The organism is Pseudomonas sp. XWY-1 (genome assembly GCF_002953115.1).
Lineage (GTDB): Bacteria > Pseudomonadota > Gammaproteobacteria > Pseudomonadales > Pseudomonadaceae > Aquipseudomonas > Aquipseudomonas alloputida.
This window is the reverse complement of the sequence record NZ_CP026332.1, coordinates 2,058,491-2,074,667: the sequence shown is the minus strand read 5'-3', so window position 1 is coordinate 2,074,667 and position 16,177 is coordinate 2,058,491. Positions and strand designations below refer to the sequence as shown.

15 protein-coding genes and 1 pseudogene are annotated in these 16,177 nt (G+C 58.3%); 13 read left to right on the top strand and 3 right to left on the bottom strand.

Annotated elements, in window-relative coordinates:
• Positions 1-9: 9 nt before the first annotated feature.
• Together betB and PRJ_RS09670 are read right to left on the bottom strand one after the other, a co-directional pair.
• Positions 10-1,473, bottom strand: a complete 1,464-nt coding sequence (gene betB, locus PRJ_RS09675) for a betaine-aldehyde dehydrogenase (protein ID WP_104961228.1) — start codon at positions 1,471-1,473, stop codon at positions 10-12.
• A gap of 19 nt (positions 1,474-1,492) precedes the next feature.
• Entirely contained in the window at positions 1,493-3,169 is a 1,677-nt protein-coding gene (locus PRJ_RS09670; protein WP_256597949.1) for a choline dehydrogenase, read from the bottom strand.
• A gap of 559 nt (positions 3,170-3,728) precedes the next feature.
• Between PRJ_RS09670 and PRJ_RS09665 the strand changes: the two genes are divergently transcribed.
• The 10 genes from PRJ_RS09665 to PRJ_RS09620 all read left to right on the top strand — a co-directional run bounded on the left by PRJ_RS09665 (position 3,729) and on the right by PRJ_RS09620 (position 11,990).
• A protein-coding gene (locus PRJ_RS09665) for an IS3 family transposase (RefSeq protein WP_104960814.1) occupies positions 3,729-4,879 on the top strand; the annotation gives its coding sequence in 2 pieces (ribosomal slippage) (positions 3,729-3,963 and positions 3,963-4,879; 1,152 coding nt in all).
• 333 nt (positions 4,880-5,212) lie between these two features.
• Positions 5,213-5,593: a hypothetical protein gene (locus PRJ_RS30340; RefSeq protein ID WP_256597948.1), complete on the top strand. Its 381-nt coding sequence runs from the start codon at positions 5,213-5,215 to the stop codon at positions 5,591-5,593.
• 113 nt (positions 5,594-5,706) lie between these two features.
• Positions 5,707-5,922 (top strand): AlpA family transcriptional regulator, encoded by a 216-nt coding sequence (locus tag PRJ_RS09655; RefSeq protein WP_104961225.1) that lies wholly within the window; start codon positions 5,707-5,709, stop codon positions 5,920-5,922.
• A 3-nt stretch (positions 5,923-5,925) separates the two neighbouring features.
• Positions 5,926-6,804, top strand: coding sequence for a ParA family protein (locus PRJ_RS09650; protein ID WP_104961224.1), 879 nt, complete (start codon positions 5,926-5,928; stop codon positions 6,802-6,804).
• A gap of 14 nt (positions 6,805-6,818) precedes the next feature.
• Positions 6,819-8,360 carry a ParB family protein gene (locus tag PRJ_RS09645; protein ID WP_104961223.1) on the top strand — a complete coding sequence of 514 codons (1,542 nt, stop codon included), beginning with the start codon at positions 6,819-6,821 and terminating at the stop codon, positions 8,358-8,360.
• Between the two features lie 16 nt (positions 8,361-8,376).
• Entirely contained in the window at positions 8,377-8,928 is a 552-nt protein-coding gene (locus PRJ_RS09640) for a DUF2857 domain-containing protein (RefSeq protein ID WP_104961222.1), read from the top strand.
• Entirely contained in the window at positions 8,922-10,139 is a 1,218-nt protein-coding gene (locus tag PRJ_RS09635; RefSeq protein WP_104961221.1) for an STY4528 family pathogenicity island replication protein, read from the top strand. The genes PRJ_RS09640 and PRJ_RS09635 overlap by 7 nt, the downstream gene beginning before the upstream one ends.
• Positions 10,140-10,291: 152 nt before the next feature.
• Entirely contained in the window at positions 10,292-11,065 is a 774-nt protein-coding gene (locus PRJ_RS09630; RefSeq protein ID WP_104961220.1) for a PFL_4669 family integrating conjugative element protein, read from the top strand.
• Positions 11,062-11,556, top strand: coding sequence for a DUF3158 family protein (locus tag PRJ_RS09625; protein ID WP_104961219.1), 495 nt, complete (start codon positions 11,062-11,064; stop codon positions 11,554-11,556). The genes PRJ_RS09630 and PRJ_RS09625 overlap by 4 nt, the downstream gene beginning before the upstream one ends.
• Before the next feature lie 5 nt (positions 11,557-11,561).
• The gene (locus PRJ_RS09620) at positions 11,562-11,990 is read left to right on the top strand and encodes a single-stranded DNA-binding protein (RefSeq protein WP_104961218.1); all 429 of its coding nucleotides are present in this window, start codon (positions 11,562-11,564) and stop codon (positions 11,988-11,990) included.
• A 92-nt stretch (positions 11,991-12,082) separates the two neighbouring features.
• On the opposite strand, the gene PRJ_RS09615 is transcribed toward PRJ_RS09620, so the two are convergent.
• Positions 12,083-12,250 carry a hypothetical protein gene (locus tag PRJ_RS09615; protein ID WP_256597947.1) on the bottom strand — a complete coding sequence of 56 codons (168 nt, stop codon included), beginning with the start codon at positions 12,248-12,250 and terminating at the stop codon, positions 12,083-12,085.
• Between the two features lie 199 nt (positions 12,251-12,449).
• Here PRJ_RS09615 and PRJ_RS09610 point away from each other — a divergent pair.
• The 3 genes and pseudogenes from PRJ_RS09610 to PRJ_RS09600 all read left to right on the top strand — a co-directional run bounded on the left by PRJ_RS09610 (position 12,450) and on the right by PRJ_RS09600 (position 16,157).
• A pseudogene (locus PRJ_RS09610) lies at positions 12,450-12,790 on the top strand (helix-turn-helix domain-containing protein).
• Positions 12,791-12,900: 110 nt separating this feature from the next.
• On the top strand, positions 12,901-14,868 hold the full coding sequence (locus PRJ_RS09605) for a DNA topoisomerase III (RefSeq protein WP_104961216.1): 1,968 nt from the start codon (positions 12,901-12,903) through the stop codon (positions 14,866-14,868).
• 743 nt (positions 14,869-15,611) lie between these two features.
• Complete coding sequence (locus PRJ_RS09600; protein WP_104961215.1) at positions 15,612-16,157, top strand: STY4534 family ICE replication protein; 546 nt, start codon at positions 15,612-15,614, stop codon at positions 16,155-16,157.
• Positions 16,158-16,177: the final 20 nt, after the last annotated feature.

Here is a 16,177-nt window from a genome sequence, read left to right as displayed (position 1 = left end):
GCAAATCTATTATTTTACACACTTGAACGGAAAGGATGGCCGCTCCACTTGAATGTAGACACTCTTTACTTGAGTATACTCTTTAAGAGCGTAAGCACCATTCTCCCTTCCTAATCCGGAATTTTTATACCCACCGAAAGGGAGTTCAGCAGGCACGACATTGTACGTATTTGTCCAGCAAACACCGGCCTCAAGGTTCTTCGTCATACGTAATGCGCGACTAATATCCTGGGTGAATACCCCAGCAGCCAATCCGAAAAGAGTGTCATTAGCACGGGCAAGCACCTCTTCCTCGGTTTCAAATTTCAAGATCGACATAACAGGGCCGAAAATTTCCTCTCGGACGATATCCATCTCGTCAGTGCAGTCACAGAACACTGTTGGGAAAACAAAGCTACCACCCTCCAGCCCCTCAACAACGTATACACCACCACCTACAAGTAAAGTTGCGCCCTGCTGAACACCACTCTCAATGTACGAACACACCGAATCCCTATGCTGAGGAGAAATGAGCGAACCGATCTCGGTTTCCAAATCCATAGGATTGCCAACCTTGAGCGCTTTTGTAGCCTTAGCCACCTTCTCGCAAAACTCATCATAAATCGAAGCTTGGACGAACACTCGTGTTCCATTACAGCAGTTTTCACCTTGTGATGAAAAGTTTGAACACAGGGCCGCCTCCACTGCAACATCAATCTCAGCATCAGCAAAAATGATTAGCGGTGACTTCCCACCAAGCTCCAGAGTAGTTTTCTTCATCATTCGGGCGGTGCTAGCAGCTACCTTTAGACCGCTAGCGACTGACCCGGTGAATGAAACTTTAGCCACTTGCGGATGCTCAGCCAGGTATCGACCAACCTGACCATCACCTTGTACGACATTGAATACACCAGGCGGTAGACCAGCTTCGCTCAGTATCTCAGCGAACAAGACTGCATTAGACGGCGTCATCTCAGATGGCTTAAATACCATTGAGTTTCCTGCTGCCAGGCACGGCGCCGCCTTCCAGGCTATGAGCTGGATTGGATAGTTCCACGCACCAATACCTACGCATACACCAAGCGGTTCGTGTCGCGTGTAAGCCATATTTGCCCCCAGATCATACTGCTGGGCATGTACTGTTGCCGCTTGCGCGCTCATGTACTCCAAGCAATCGATAGCCGATACTACGTCATCGGCCCTTGCTTCACGCAACGGTTTACCAGTATCAAGCACTTCAACTTCAGCAAGAACGTCTAATCGCTCACGCATCAACTGGGCCGCTTTACGCAGCACTGCCGCCCTCTGCCCCGGGGGAGTAACTGCCCACTTTTTAAAACCCTCGCTAGCCGCAGCAATAGCGCTATCGCAATCCTGCTCTGCTGCGAAACTAACCTTGAGCAATAACTCCCCGCTAGCCGGATAGAATTTATCAAAGAGCTTCCCGCCCCCTTCAACCTGAGCACCATTAATGTAATTCAGCACAGTTTTCATATAGTTCACTCTTGTTGTATCAACGTTGTTTCGACTGCCAATTTTCGACAAATATTGGTTGCCGGGTTGCCGGGGCGATAGGCGCAATGCCCAACACATGATCCGCGCCTTTTTCTCCTATCATGATAGAAGGAGCGTTAATATTTCCCATTGGAACAAGCGGAATAATGGAAGAGTCTATGACACGTAGATTCATTAGCCCTACTACCCTGCATTCAGGATCAACCACGGTCATCGGATTAGCCGGATCGCCCATAACACAGGTTCCACAAGGGTGATACGCACTACCAGTATGCTCGAGGATGAACTGATCGATCTGCTCGTCAGTTTCATAACCGGCTCCCGGCAAAAGCTCTTCTCCAGCAAATTGATTCATAGCCGGCATCCCAATCACTTCCCTAGCGAGCCTAATACCATTGCGAATTTCTACAATATCATCTGGGTGATCGTAGAAATTATAATCAATGCGTGGTGATACATCGGGATCACTCGACTGAATGTGAGTTGATCCTCTGGAAAGAGGCCGAGCAGAAGCAACCATAATTTGGAAACCATGTTTCTGCTCAATGGCAGTACCATCATACTGTATGGCAGCCGGCATGAAGTGAAACTCTAAATTAGGATACTCAATACCCGCTCTATCTCGAATAAACGCACAGGCTTCGAAATGATTCGTAGCACCTAGACCTTCCTTGGTGAGCAGCCATTGAGCGCCAATGAATGCCTTTGATAGAACATTGTTGTGTTTATTGAGAGTGATTGGCTTTTTACAATGCCATTGCATGATCACCTCGGGATGATCTTGCATGTTTTCTCCGACACCAGGCAATTCGTGCACTAGATCGATTCCGTTTCTTAGCAATACATCAGCTCTGCCAACACCGGAAAGCTCAAGTAATTTCGGTGTATTGATCGCCCCTGCACAGAGAATAACTTCTTTATTCGCAAAAACTTCGAAGCTATCGCCCCCCTTAGAGTAAGCGACACCTCGAGCAGTTTTTTCCGAGATGATAACTTTATTTACCAACGCGTGCTTAATTAAGGTAACGTTTCCTGTCTCAAGAGCTGGTCGCAGATACGCGCTAGCTGTAGACCAACGACGACCATTATAAACTGTGCGCTCCATAGCGCCGAAACCTTCACCACATGAACCGTTATAGTCTTGGGTTCGATTGTATCCAGCTTCCACTCCTGCATCGATGAACGCTTTGTACAAAGGGTTTTCCAGCGTACCTCTCGTTACATGCATTGGCCCATCTGTACCCCTCCATCCTTTTTCCCCGGCATGAGATTTTTCCATTCTCATGAAATAGGGAAGGACATTTTGATAAGACCAACCTTGGGCGCCTAACACTTCCCAACTGTCAAAGTCGCGCGCATGCCCACGCACATAGACCATACCATTAATTGAAGAAGACCCACCTATTACCTTACCGCGCGGACAGAAAAGCACACGATTTTTAAGATTTTTTTGCGGAACACTGGAATAATCCCAGTTATATCGCTTAATGCTCATCGAGACTTGAAGGGCTGAAGGCATCTGGAGAATAGGCCCCCAGTCACTTCCACCAGCCTCCAGAACCAACACTTTATGACCTGCAGCCGCTAGTCGGTAGGAAACAACCGCCCCTGCCGATCCTGAACCAACTATTACGTAATCATACTGACTAGTTTTTTTATTAAGCTCTGCGTTCACAATCATCACTCTACGAAATTACTGAAGCGCTATAAGCGACCGCTTGAGTCACTTTGCCGGTAGCATCAGTATGATTTTCGAGAGAGGTGGTCACTATCCATTTTTAGCAAGCAAAGCACCGCACGTCCGCACCCAAGGAGCGGATTGAGAGCGCTTTGCGTTTGCGAACGCTTGCAGTTTCAGCGTCCATACACATGGCCTCGCCAAGGAGATCGACCGAATCCTGAGTGCGTGCAGGGCCGTCAGGAGCCGGGACAGAGCAGCTACCAAAGCACCGTATGATTCGGCTTTGAGGATGATGCCATGGCCCTTCTGATGCCAACCTGTTGCAGTAATTAAGGTGTCTATACGCTGTTCGGTAGCACTTCAGAACTCCGCCACCATCCACCTTTCGCTAGCCGTAGAACCCGTCAGGGGCTCCGGCTTTACATTCCCAAAGCCGGTGGCAGGCAACGCCCGTTGGGTATTGCTTCTTTGGAGGACAAGATCGTACAGCTGAATCGCCCCTGGTTTCGTAGACACCTCCAAGCCTCATAATGAGGCCCAAATAGGAGGTGCCATGAGTCGTCAGCGTTACCCTGAAGAATTCAAGATCGAAGCGGTCAAGCAAGTCACCGAGAAAGGCAAGCCCGTCGCCGATGTTGCCCAGCGCCTGGGCATGTCCGTGCACAGCCTTTATGCCTGGATCAAGGTCTACAGCAAGCCCCAAGAGCAGCGTCAGCAAGACGACGATCAGCAGGCCGAACTGCGCAAGCTGCGCGCTGAACTCAAGCGCGTGACGGAAGAGCGAGACATCTTAAAAAAGGCCGCCGCGTACTTTGCCAAGGAGTGCGGTTAAAGTACGCCTTCATCAAGAAGCACTCGACTGATTACCCGGTGCGGCGCCTTTGCCAAACCCTCAAGGTGCACCCCAGCGGCTACTACGCCTGGCTGGCCGAGCCTCAATCTGCCCGAGCAAAAGAAGATCAACGTCTGCTTGGCTTGATCAAACACGCTTGGCTAGAAAGCGGAGGCGTATACGGCTACCGCAAAATTCACGATGACCTACGTGAGCTAGGAGAGGAATGCGGACGAAATCGAGTCGGGCGCTTGATGCAGGCGGAGGGGCTGCGTTCGCAAACGGGCTATCGGCGGCGTCCAGGGTTTTACGGTGGTAAACCAACAGTGGCCTCGCCCAACCACCTCGCGCGGCAGTTCAATGTCAGTGAACCGAACAAGGTCTGGGTGACAGATATCACTTACATCCGCACCTATGAAGGATGGCTCTACCTGGCGGTAGTGCTGGATCTGTTCTCACGCCAAGTAATTGGTTGGTCAATGAAGCCAAGGATGTGCAGCGACCTCGCTATCGACGCAATGTTGATGGCTGTGTGGCGACGCAAGCCACAGCAGCAAGTGATGATTCACTCAGATCAGGGTAGTCAGTTCAGTAGCTCAGATTGGCAAAGCTTCTTGAAGGCTAACAATGTAATCAGCAGCATGAGCCGGCGGGGAAACTGCCACGACAATGCCGTAGCCGAGAGCTTTTTCCAGCTTTTGAAGCGGGAGCGAATCCGACGAAAGATCTACACAACCCGTGAAGAAGCCCGAAGTGATATTTTCGATTACATCGAGATGTTCTATAACCCTAAACGCCGACACAGCAGTGCTATGCAGCTGTCTCCAGTAGAGTATGAGAAACGCTATTTCCTGAGCTTGGAGAGTGTCTAGGAAACCAGGGGCGATTCAATACTCTGGTGCGACCTCATTGACCATGAGGCCGAGATTTTGAGAGTTGATCTATCTATCCCCGGGAGCCTGCTCAAGCACTTTCCTCAATGGCCGCTCCTGGACAGATCCGCCGAATGCATCTATGACGCAATCGCCTGCGGTGACCTGCCTGCAACTTATCTAGGATGCCCAATCACTTTAGCCAACCAAGTACACCGTGATTACTGCCGTATTCGGCGCGCCGACTTATTGGTTTGGTTCATACGCAACTTTCCTGATCAGAAGCCCGAATTCCTGTTCCCTCCGAACTTGAATCATGCGGAATGTATCAGCTTGAATGCTCATCTGGTTCAGCAAACAGATCTCCAAGCGTCAAGGCGCATTATTGAAAAGCTTCAGGAGGAGCTGAAAGCCACCACTGCAGAAATGACAGCGCTCGCCAACCTCAACAATGAGCTTTCAGCGCGGCTCGAGGCCTGCGGGATCCCCTCCGAGCTGTCCGAAGGCACTTACAACCTGATCGTCGGCGCCTTGCTGGAGGTCACGCTAGGCAAATCGAAAAGTGGTAAGCGGCAGTCGATCTACTCAAGCCAGGCAGCATTGGTCGAAGCCATTACTCTCCGATTTCCCAAAATGGGTGGTCTGAGCAAACATACCATTGATCGGAGATTTGCCGACGCTCGCCGTCATTTGGCCCAGGCACTACGCGGCTGATGTCGTATAGCCAGGCAATGCCGAGCATTGCCTGGCAATGTTTTTAGTCCTTCCTCGACCTTCACTGACTGTCACATCCCACCACGCGCCACCCGGCGCTATGGAGTGACATCATGCAACCAACCAGCCCTGCCCCCCTGCCAACCGACCGCCACATCATGCGCCGTGATGAAGTGGAGCAGAAAACCGGCTTCAAGCGTTCACACATCTACAACCTAATGAAGGCCGGACAGTTTCCACAGTGCCGGCGTATCGGTACGCGCGCCGTCGGTTGGGACTCACTGGAAATCGAGCAGTGGGTCCAGGACCGGCTGTCCACTGGGGACTGAATCATGGACGTCCTCTCGCTGATCTCGACCAAGGGTGGCGTGGGCAAAACTACCGTCGCCGCCAACCTGGGCGGTGTGCTCGCCGATGCAGGCCTGCGCGTCTTACTGCTGGATCTGGACAGCCAACCGACGCTGTCCAGCTACTACGCCTTGCGCGAAGCCCGTGAGGCCGGTAGCTACGAACTCATTGCGCAACGGCTCACGGCACCTGAACAGGTAATTTCCGCCACCGTGATCCAGCACCTGGATCTGATCGTGTCCAACGACCGAGCTGGGCATATCAGCACCCTGCTGCTGCACGCGGCCGATGGTCGTCTGCGCCTGCGTAACCTGCTGCCCTCCTTCGCGGATCAATACGACGTGCTGATCATCGATACTCAGGGTGCGCGCAGCGTGGTCGTGGAGATGGTCATCCTCGCTTCCGATTGCGCGCTGTGCCCAGTTCCGCCGGAAATGCTCGCCGCGCGCGAGCTGCGCCGCGGCACGCTGGGGCTGTTTGACGAGTTGGAGCCCTACCGCTATCTGGGCGTCGCCTTACCTTCGGTAAAACTGCTGCTCAACCAGGTCAATGCCAACCGCCGTGACACCCGCTTGATCATGCAGAGCCTGCAATCCTCATTTCAGGACGATCCCCATGTCAGTGTCTGCACCACGGTAATCCCCGATCGTGTCGCCTACACCAATGCCGCCTCGCTGGGGCTGCCAGCGCACCGTGTCGAATTCACTCCGCCGCCTGGCAGTCGCAGCCCTTGCGCTGCGGAAGTCGTGCGCGCGCTCGCGGTCGAATTGTTCCCGCAGTGGGCTGAGCGGCTGGTCGCCTCAAACACGCCTGCACTCGGCCAGCCGTCAGCTCCCGGCCGCCGAATGCTCCGTCGCGGTTGATTGGAGGGTGAGTGATGAAGCCGCCGACGTCCGATGACATCACCCGTCAACTGCAGCAGACGCATTTTCCGCAGAAGCCTGGCCGCGAGATTTCAACCACGCCGGTTGGCGACACACCCATGGTGGTCAGCCTCGAACAGTTGCGCCCTTACGAGCTCAACCCTCGGGTCGTCCGCAACCCGCTGTACGACCAGATCAAGGCATCAATCCGTGAACGTGGCCTGGATCAGCCGCCTGCAATTACCCGCCGACCGGATCAGCCGCACTTCATCATTCGCAACGGCGGCAACACACGCTTGAGCATCCTTGGCGAGCTCTGGCAGGAAACCCGTGACGAGCGTTTCTTTCGCATCCACTGCCTGTTCCGCCCCTGGCAATCCGAATCGCACGCCTTGCTCGGGCACCTGGCCGAGAGTGATCTGCATGGCCAGCTCACGTTCGTCGAGCGAGCCCTCGCGGTGGCGAAACTCCAGGACATGTTCCAGCAGTCGGGAGAGCCCCTCAGCCAACGTGAACTCTCCACCCATTTGAGCAAGGGCGGCTACCCGATCTCGCAATCCCATATCAGCCGCATGTTCGACGCCCTTGAACACCTGCTGCCGGTCATCCCGCAGGTGTTGTATGCAGGCCTGGGCAAACCCACCATTGGACGCCTCATCAACTTGCGGCGCCGGGCGGAGTCGATCTGGAACCAGTATTTGGGGGGCGCTCAACAATTCCCGCTGCTGTGGTTTGAAGTGCTGTCAGCGTTTGATTGTGAAAAGCCCGAGCTGGATTCTAGTAAGCTGCAGGACGAGCTGATTGCCAGAATGGCGCTGCACCTGAAGCAGACGCCTCGCTTGCTCGCCTTGGAAATGCTTCAGGGGCCGCATCGCTCGCCACTTCCTGCGGACACGCCTAAGGCGCGGAGACAGGAGATACACGCCGAGTCCTCTCCGCCATCACCTGCCATCGAGGACGCGCCAGATACTGCCCAGGAACTGCCCGTACCGGAACCGGTGAGCAGCGCCTGCGATAATTCGACGCCTCAGGAGGTCCGCCTACCCACTATCCTCGAGGCGTTGAGTGATGACGAGCCGCTTGTCGCGGCCCCGCCAATTACCGCTGAGATCGGCGAATCACATGCGGTCTCGCTCTCTCCCCCTGCCCCAGCTCTGGATGACATCAATGCCTTGCGTGAGCGCTGTGCCGAGCTGGCTACGGACCTGGCCACGTACGCCGATGCCAGGGCCATGGTCTGCCCGCACACAGATGGCTTGGGTTTCACCCTCGCACTCGAACACGGCGAACACCTCAGTTCCCGCCACACCGGCATTCAGCTGTTGCTGTCAGCCCTGCTGCGCCTGCAGGACGACGTGACCTGGCAGCAGCGCCAGCAACTGCCGGCCGCGCTGTTTGGCCAGTTGCTGATTGGCGCCTACGACCTGCCCTTTGCCGAGCGCCCAGCCCTGACGGTGGGCCTTGAGCGACTTCCCGATGCTCAGTTGGAGCAGCTGTTCTCCCTGGTTCGCCACGCCCGGCAGTTGATCGAGCTGACGCTGTCGCCCACTCGTTAACGTGAGGAGCCACCTCATGAGCACGACCTTCAATCTATTGAACCATGCGATGTTGAACCAGGTGCTGCATGAGCTGCGCCATGGCCGCCTGCAGCGCTGCAAAGCGCTGGGATTGTCCGATGAAGACATCGAGGTCCTGCAGTCGTTGCCGCCGACTACCCTATCCCACCTGGCGCACTCGTCGATCGCCTGGGTCGAGGTCAAGGTCGACATCACCGTCTTGCGTCGGCTGATCGTCCAGGCCGAGCGCGACGAGCAGAACGAACGCCTGATCAACCGAGCACTCAAGCTCGGTGCCAGCTCCAACATCATGTACCGCTGCTTTGGTCTGGACCATTCGGAAACGGCGCTGCGCCGTCGCGTGTTGAAAATCGAAACCCACCGAGGTCGGCCCGTTCAGCTCAGCGAAGCGCAGGAACATGCCGTGTGGAATCGCTGGAGCCAGTTGCGCACCGAAGATCCCGACAACGACCCACTGGATACCATGATGATGCTGGCCGAGGAACAACACATCAGCCTGACCCTGGTCTGGCAACAGATCGAGCTGTACGGAGGCACACCATGCTGAGCTTCTACGAGGTCGACTGGCAGGATGTGGTGCGCCAGTGCTACGACGCCCTTCGCCGCCGCAATGAATGGCAGGCGGCGCAAGCCCAAGAGGCAGCCGCTGATGCGCCGCCGGCACTGCGCACGATCTACTACGGCGACAACAATCCCTTGCCACACGCATTACTCCTCGATCGTCGGCTGACCCCGCTCGAGCGCAACACGTGGCAGGTTCTGCGCTGGCTGATCACCGAGCGCCAGGTCAAAACACCACGGTATGAGGACCTGCAACCGTATCTGGCCACCAGCCCCTGTGGCAAGCAGGCATCGCGCGAGACCATCGCCCGCGTGCTCAACGTCCTGCGGACCACCCGCTGGCTGAGCCTGGTCGACCGCTCGCGTGATGCCCAGGGCTGCCTGCGCGGTTGCGTGTATGTCCTGCAGGGCGATCCATTGACCGCAGCCGAGCAGTTGGAACTGGATAGCGGCTATGCAGCGCTCCTGCAGCAAAACCTCAGCCACGCCACCAAGGGGGTGCGTGATGTAACACAACATGTGATCGCGGAGATCCAAGCCGACCCCCAGGTCGCCCAGGCCGATAAGGACCGACTCGGCTCACTGCCACCAGCACCGCAGGATGCACTGCCGTTGATGAACGAAGGGGCGGATGCAGAAAACTCCGAACCAGGCCAGCGCCACCCCGTTCGGAATTCGCACCCCTCGGCTACCGATTCCGAACCCTGCAGCAATGCGCCGGTTTCGGCTGTGGTTCGGAATGCCGACGCCGGCCGTACAGTACAGAAAGACCAAAGCAAAAAAAGTACGGTACTGGCGCAGGTGGAATTTGGTCGGGCACGTTGGCCAGAGGATTTACCGCTGAACGCGAACGAGCGGCGCATGGCCACCCAGGCGATGCGTCAGCTCGAACCCGAACAGCAACAAGCGGTGATCAATGAAGCGGCGGTGCGCTGCGCCCGCGGCGAGATCCGAAAACCGGTCGCCTACCTGATGGGTTTGATCAAGCGCGCTTGCCAAGGCGAATTCACGCTGTGGGCGGCTCGTGCCGAGACCTCTGCTCCCAAGAGTCCGCCTTCGCGAATAGCGAGCCTCACACCCACAGAGCCACCCGCCGAGCGAACCAAGCGCAGTGGCCAGCGCACCGCCTCGCCCCTCGCCCTTTCCTGCCTGGAAGAACTCAAACAACGCTGCCGCGGCATCGGCACAGCGACCTAGGGAGTGGCGCTCAGTGGATTTGATGCCAATGCCATCAAATCCAGGGACGTCCACCGCCTGAAAATGCGAGCGAACCACCTTCGCGTTGATCCGCATCGGATGCCACGGATCAGCCCATCGTCGGCGTCATTCCGACGGCGAGGTAACTGACGATGGCCGATCACTACCAGCTCAATCTGGGCTCCCTGCGTAGCAGCATCACCCTCACCCTGCACACCCATCACGCGGCGCGGCTGTGGCAAGGCCGCATGGGTCGCGAAGGGGTGCACCCGATCATGGGCATGGCCGGCTATATCGGCGTCACCAACCTGCTCAAGCATGCCAGCAGCCAGGATGACCCGTTTGCCGACTGGTTCATGCTGCAACTGGAGGACAAGCTGCTGCAGGCCAAAGCCGAGATGCGTACGCTGACCAAGCAGGTCAGCCGGGTGGAGCGCGCCCTGCCCTCCCAGATCGATATCGGCGAAAACCTCAACATCCACCCCGTCACCCTGCCGCTGTTCATCGGCAGCCAGCTCGGCTTTCTCGCGGTCTACCTGCTGACCGACTACGACACCCTGGTGCGCCGCGTATTGCTCGCCCACCACACCGCGTTGATCGGTCGTCCTGACATGGAAACCTGGATCGATCGCGGCGCCCACGAGCTGCGCAGCCTGTTCGGTCTGGCCCAGCGCTATCGCCTGGCGGGCGTGAGCCGAGATGACATGGCCGCCAACAATGCTCGCGCCCGTGAAGCGATCGACAAGTTCGGCACGCCTCCGCGCAAAGTGCTCGAGGGCAGCCACCGCTCCCAATTCGCCCCACCGATCACACGAGGCACTAGCGCCCCGACTCCCGATGAGCTGGGTCAACCAGATCAATCGATTCAACCAGAGGCCGAAGCCCTCCCGACACCGGATCAACCCTCCGAAGGGGGTGAGCCATGACCCTGGCCGATGCGATAGCCCGACGATTGTCATCAGATGCCTATCGCGAGCTCGCACAAGGTGCCTCCCTAAAAGGCCTTTTGAAGCCTTTTAAGGGTAAGGGGGAGCTGCAGCAGTTCGCCGAGATGATCCTGCGACTGCGCACCCAGGTCGCCGAGTTGATGGCAGTGATGCTGGCGATCATGGCGCAGCCACCCTTCACGTTGCTGGACCTGCGATTAGTCGTGCAGCACAGCGCGACGGGTACCGATTTCCTACGCTGGCGGAGCCCGGACTTTCAGCGCATGGGCATGCAGGTGTGGCAGGAGACGGTGGTTCAGCCGCACCTGCACCCTGAGCTGCGGCAGGCGCTGTACCAGTTGGAGACCAACCGCGTGGTGCTGAACCTGCAGATGAGCAGCCTGCAGTCGCTGTATCGCCAGGCCATTACCGGTGTCAGCAAGCTCCAGGCCGCGGAGCTCACCCTTTCCCGTTTCCCCACCGAGGAGTAATCCGCATGAGCACTTTGTTTGTTGGTGAAGGCAACATTGGCAGCGCCCCGGAATACCAGGAGTTCAATACCAACCCGGATGAACCGCGGCGCCTGCTGCGGCTCAACGTCTACTTCGACAACCCGGTACCGCGCGAGAGCGGTTACGAGGACCGCGGGGGGTATTGGGCGCCCGTCGAGCTCTGGCATCGCGACGCCGAACACTGGAGCACCCTGTTCCAGAAAGGCATGCGCGTCCTGGTTGAGGGCCGCACGGTCAAGGAGGAGTGGGAGGACAGCGAAGACAACGCCCGCGTAACGTTCAAAGTCGAGGCCCGGCGCATTGGCATCCTGCCGCACCGCCTGGCGTCGGTAACCATGCGTGAGAAAGCCCAGGACAAACCCAGCACCAATGGTAAAGGCGGCGGCAAGAAAGCCCCGCGCAGGGCCGGCTGAGCCGTGGAACTCAGTGGAACAATCGGTCACTGCGCGATTTCGCAGGGGCTGCGCAGCTCACCCGGCGAGCAGCGCTGAGCCTTGCTGCACGTTCAACTTCGCTGGGCTTTCCCACGCCGCTCACTCTCCAGCAACTGCTTCACTTCCGCCAGGCACTGGTCCAGGGCAAGGAATGCCCGCCAGTGCGCCGGGTTCTCCTGAACCCAGGCGATCAACTCGGCTCGCACTTGCGGATTGTCGGGTTCCAGATGGGTGGCCATGAACAACTCGTAGGCCTTGATCGCTAACTTATCTGCCTCACTCTGGTGTGATCCGTGCAAGTTGATGCCTCCGTGTGGACGGGTCGGTCATACACTTATTTTTGGTGATACGCCTCATAGGGTTGCCAGCCAACCATTTGAGTCGCTCATATCTATGGGTTGGTAGTCAACCATATGGGTCGAATTGGAGAGCGCCCCGTTGCCCGTCAAAGAGCCTAGCCCACATCACATTGGCCGCCAGCTGCAGAGGTACCGTCGCGACCGCGGCCTGACCCAGGAGCAGGTCGGCGAGCACCTGGGCATTACCGGCGAGGCCGTGTCGCGCCTCGAGCGTGGCCTGGTCGAGCTCTCCGTGACAAAGCTGCTGCAGTTGGCCGACTTGTACGGCTGCCCGGCCGATGAGCTGCTCTTGGCCATCAGCCCTCGCCCTCAGGACCAGGGTCAGCAAATCACCTCGATCCTCAGTTGGGCGACGCAGATAAGCAGTTCGCCTTGGAATTTCTGCAGACCCTGGCGAGCCATCTCGCGCAACGCAAGTAACGTTTACCTCAGCCGCTGTACTGGCGAACTGATCTGGCCAACTTCGGATTTATCCTAGCGTTCCCCTCCCATCCCCCCACCCTGTCGGTAGCCACCGAGAGGGTCCGCGTATGCGCCTGTTCATTTGCGAGAAACCATCCCAAGCACGCGACATCGCCCGGGTGCTACAGGCGAACCGGCGGGGCGATGGCTGCCTGCAGGGCCAGCATGTCACCGTCACCTGGTGTGTTGGCCACCTGCTGGAAACCGCCCCACCTGAAGCCTATGGCGATTACAAACGCTGGTCTTTGGACGATCTGCCGATCATTCCCTCCCGCTGGCAGCTGGTGGCCAAACCAAAGGTCGCCAGCCAGTTGAAGGTGATCAGCCAGCTGCTGCGCACGTGCGCCGAAGTGGTCATCGCCACCGATGCGGATCGCGAGGGTGAGATGATCGCCCGAGAGATTCTCGAGCGCTGTGAGTACCAGGGGTCGATCCTGCGCCTGTGGCTGTCCGCCCTGGATGAGGCGTCGATCCGCCGGGCGCTGGCCAGCTTGCGTCCGGGTGAACAGACCTTGCCGCTGTATCATTGTGCGCTGGCCCGTTCCCGCGCGGACTGGCTGGTAGGCATCAACCTGAGCCGACTGTTCACCCTGCTCGGCCGTCGTGCCGGCTTTGATGGGCTGTTGCCGGTGGGTCGCGTGCAGACCCCGACCTTGCGTTTGGTGGTCGAGCGCGACCGGGCAATCGCCAGCTTTGTGCCGCAGCCCTTCTGGAGAGTTGACGCCCAGCTGGAAGCTGACGGCGTCACTTACAAAGCTTGCTGGCAACCGCCGGCAACGGTCTGCGACGAAGCCGGCCGCTGCATCGATGAAACGGCTGCGAAGCAAACCGCATTTCGCCTGAGTCAACAGAAGACGGCCCGGGTTCAGACCATCGAGGTTGAGCAGGTCCGCGAAGGCCCGCCATTGCCGTTTGACCTGGGCACGCTGCAGGAGGTCTGCTCGGCCAAACTCGGGCTCGGTGCCCAGGAAACGCTGGGGATCGCCCAGGGCCTGTACGAAACCCACAAAGCCACGACCTACCCGCGAACCGATTGCGGCTATCTGCCCGAGACCATGCTCGATGACGTGCCGCGCATACTCCATGCCCTGGTCGCCGCCAGCCCTTCACTGGGGCAGGCGATTAAGGAGATCGACCCCTGCCGTCGCTCCCGCGCCTGGAACAGCAGCAAGATCACCGCGCACCACGGCCTCATTCCTACCGCGATCACGCTCGACCTCACGCAGCTTTCCGAACCTGAACGGGCGGTCTATGCATTGATCCGCGCCCGTTACCTCGCCCAGTTTCTCCCTGAGCATGAGTACCTGAAGACCCAAGTGCTGCTGCAGTGCCAAGCCGACCCACTACTCGCGCGCGGCAAGCAGATCCTGGCCCGCGGCTGGAAAGCGGTGATCAACGAAACCCACGGCAATGAACCCGGCGAACAGATGCAGCGCCTGCCCACACTCCGCGAATCCGCTTCGGTGGCGCTGACGGACGCCGCTGCCATTGCCCAGCGCACGCAGCCGCCGAAAGCCTACACCGAAGGTACGCTGGTCAAGGCGATGAAGACTATCGCCAACCAGGTGAACGACCCACGGCTCAAGCAGAAACTCAGGGACAGTTGCGGCCTCGGTACCGAAGCCACCCGCGCGGCGATCATCCAGGGCCTGATCGACCACGGTTACCTGACCAAGAAGAAACGCAGCCTGGCCGCCTCTACCGCGGCCCACACCTTGATCGAAGCGGTGCCACCGGAAGTGGCCGACCCGGTGCTGACGGCACTGTGGGAACAGGCGCTGGACCGCATCGAATCGGGCCAGTTGAGCGTCGAGAGCTTTCTCGCCAAACAGGCCGAGTGGCTGACCCGATTGGTGCGCAGTAACGCCTCGCTCACCCTGCGCACGCCGCCCAGCAAGGGGCCTTTCTGTCCGGTATGCCGCAGCACCATGCGCCAGCGCAAAGGCCGTAGCGGCAGCTTCTGGTCCTGCATCCGCTACCCGGATTGCAAAGGCACCAAACCGGTGGCGAAATCGAAACGGGCGAAGAACGCATGACTTGACGGCACCCCGCAGCGCTGGTGTAGTGATCAGGTCCCTCGCCGCTTGGCGACCCTAGACCGATTAGCTCCGGGCAGTTCGGTCAGACTCATTGAGTTCGGAGCCACCCTCACCGCTTCTTCGGATGCCTTCTCAGCGTTCCAAGTCCTCTCGGCGGATGACCCGTGCAGCTTTGCACTAGGCTGCACGGGTCATCCGCTTCGGCGACGATGCTCAGCCCCGGTGCCCGCCGGCGAAATACTGGGCACCTTTTGTGCGCGGATGCGTGCCAGTTGATTCCGACCCAGGCCACGACAAGGGTCGGTTGATCCAGGTGGATCGGCAGCGGAGATTTAGCGACGAACTCCGGTGCCACATCGCCGGGTCAAAGGTGGTCCAACTCTTCTTAGCCTGATGACCGTCGGGCTATTTTTTCGCCGTCATCAATCCACTGAGAACCACCCACTTCCGCTCGCTCAGACCGCCTGCAATCCTCGGTTGACGCGCCTTTGGCAGCGATTTATAGATGAGTTGCACGCCGCTGTCGTTGACAGCACCCAGGCAGCCAGGACCTTCAAGGCTGCGCCCGCTTCGGGTGGTTCTCCCCAAGTGCGACTCGCGCTCGGCAGCTCGCACGGTCATCGACCCATCGATGATGAGCGCCCTCTACACCGATCACGTTTTTGCACCTCTCCCTTGCGGAACTCACCAGCCGCCAGGGCCGGTGGATTTCCGCGTTTCTGCTGAACAGGAGCTCCACCATGACTACTGCAAGCAATAACGCCCCCACCACCTACTTCAACCTGCACACCCAAGGCATCGGTTACCTGAACCGTGTTCGCGAAGTCCCGGTTCGCCGCGGCCAAGCGTTCATGGCGTGTGACATCGCGGCCTTGCACGGTGCCTCGGACGATGTCGAGTACACCCGTTTCGACTGCAAGGTCGCCAGCGGCGAAGCCGACCGGCTGATCCGTGAGCATCTGGAAGACGTCCGCGCGGAACGCAAGGTGCTCATCGCGTTTCGCATCGGCGATCTTTGGGTCGATCCGTTCCTGTACGAGAAAGGCGAACGCAAGGGGCAACCCGGCGCCAGCCTCAAAGGCCGCCTGATCTTTATCGAGTGGATCAAGGTCGATGGCCAGTTCAGCTACCGTGCGCCCGCCCGCTCCGACGCTGTCGCCGCTGCTGGGGGAACTGAGCACGCGGAGACGGATGGAGATAAGGCAGACACTGACGGTGACTCCGATCAAGGTCAGCCAACTCCGACCGCCGTGCGCAAACCCACCACAGCCCATCAGTCTGCCTGAGGCAGTTTGACCACCAGCAA

Bases quoted from the DNA above. Each gene is read 5' to 3' on its own strand.
- betB (WP_104961228.1), bottom strand. From the start codon at position 1,473: ATGAAAACTGTGCTGAATTACATTAATGGTGCTCAGGTTGAAGGGGGC.
- PRJ_RS09655 (WP_104961225.1), top strand. From the start codon at position 5,707: ATGCAACCAACCAGCCCTGCCCCCCTGCCAACCGACCGCCACATCATG.
- PRJ_RS09650 (WP_104961224.1), top strand. From the start codon at position 5,926: ATGGACGTCCTCTCGCTGATCTCGACCAAGGGTGGCGTGGGCAAAACT.
- PRJ_RS09645 (WP_104961223.1), top strand. From the start codon at position 6,819: ATGAAGCCGCCGACGTCCGATGACATCACCCGTCAACTGCAGCAGACG.
- PRJ_RS09640 (WP_104961222.1), top strand. From the start codon at position 8,377: ATGAGCACGACCTTCAATCTATTGAACCATGCGATGTTGAACCAGGTG.
- PRJ_RS09635 (WP_104961221.1), top strand. From the start codon at position 8,922: ATGCTGAGCTTCTACGAGGTCGACTGGCAGGATGTGGTGCGCCAGTGC.
- PRJ_RS09630 (WP_104961220.1), top strand. From the start codon at position 10,292: ATGGCCGATCACTACCAGCTCAATCTGGGCTCCCTGCGTAGCAGCATC.
- PRJ_RS09625 (WP_104961219.1), top strand. From the start codon at position 11,062: ATGACCCTGGCCGATGCGATAGCCCGACGATTGTCATCAGATGCCTAT.
- PRJ_RS09620 (WP_104961218.1), top strand. From the start codon at position 11,562: ATGAGCACTTTGTTTGTTGGTGAAGGCAACATTGGCAGCGCCCCGGAA.
- PRJ_RS09615 (WP_256597947.1), bottom strand. From the start codon at position 12,250: ATGGCCACCCATCTGGAACCCGACAATCCGCAAGTGCGAGCCGAGTTG.
- PRJ_RS09605 (WP_104961216.1), top strand. From the start codon at position 12,901: ATGCGCCTGTTCATTTGCGAGAAACCATCCCAAGCACGCGACATCGCC.
- PRJ_RS09600 (WP_104961215.1), top strand. From the start codon at position 15,612: ATGACTACTGCAAGCAATAACGCCCCCACCACCTACTTCAACCTGCAC.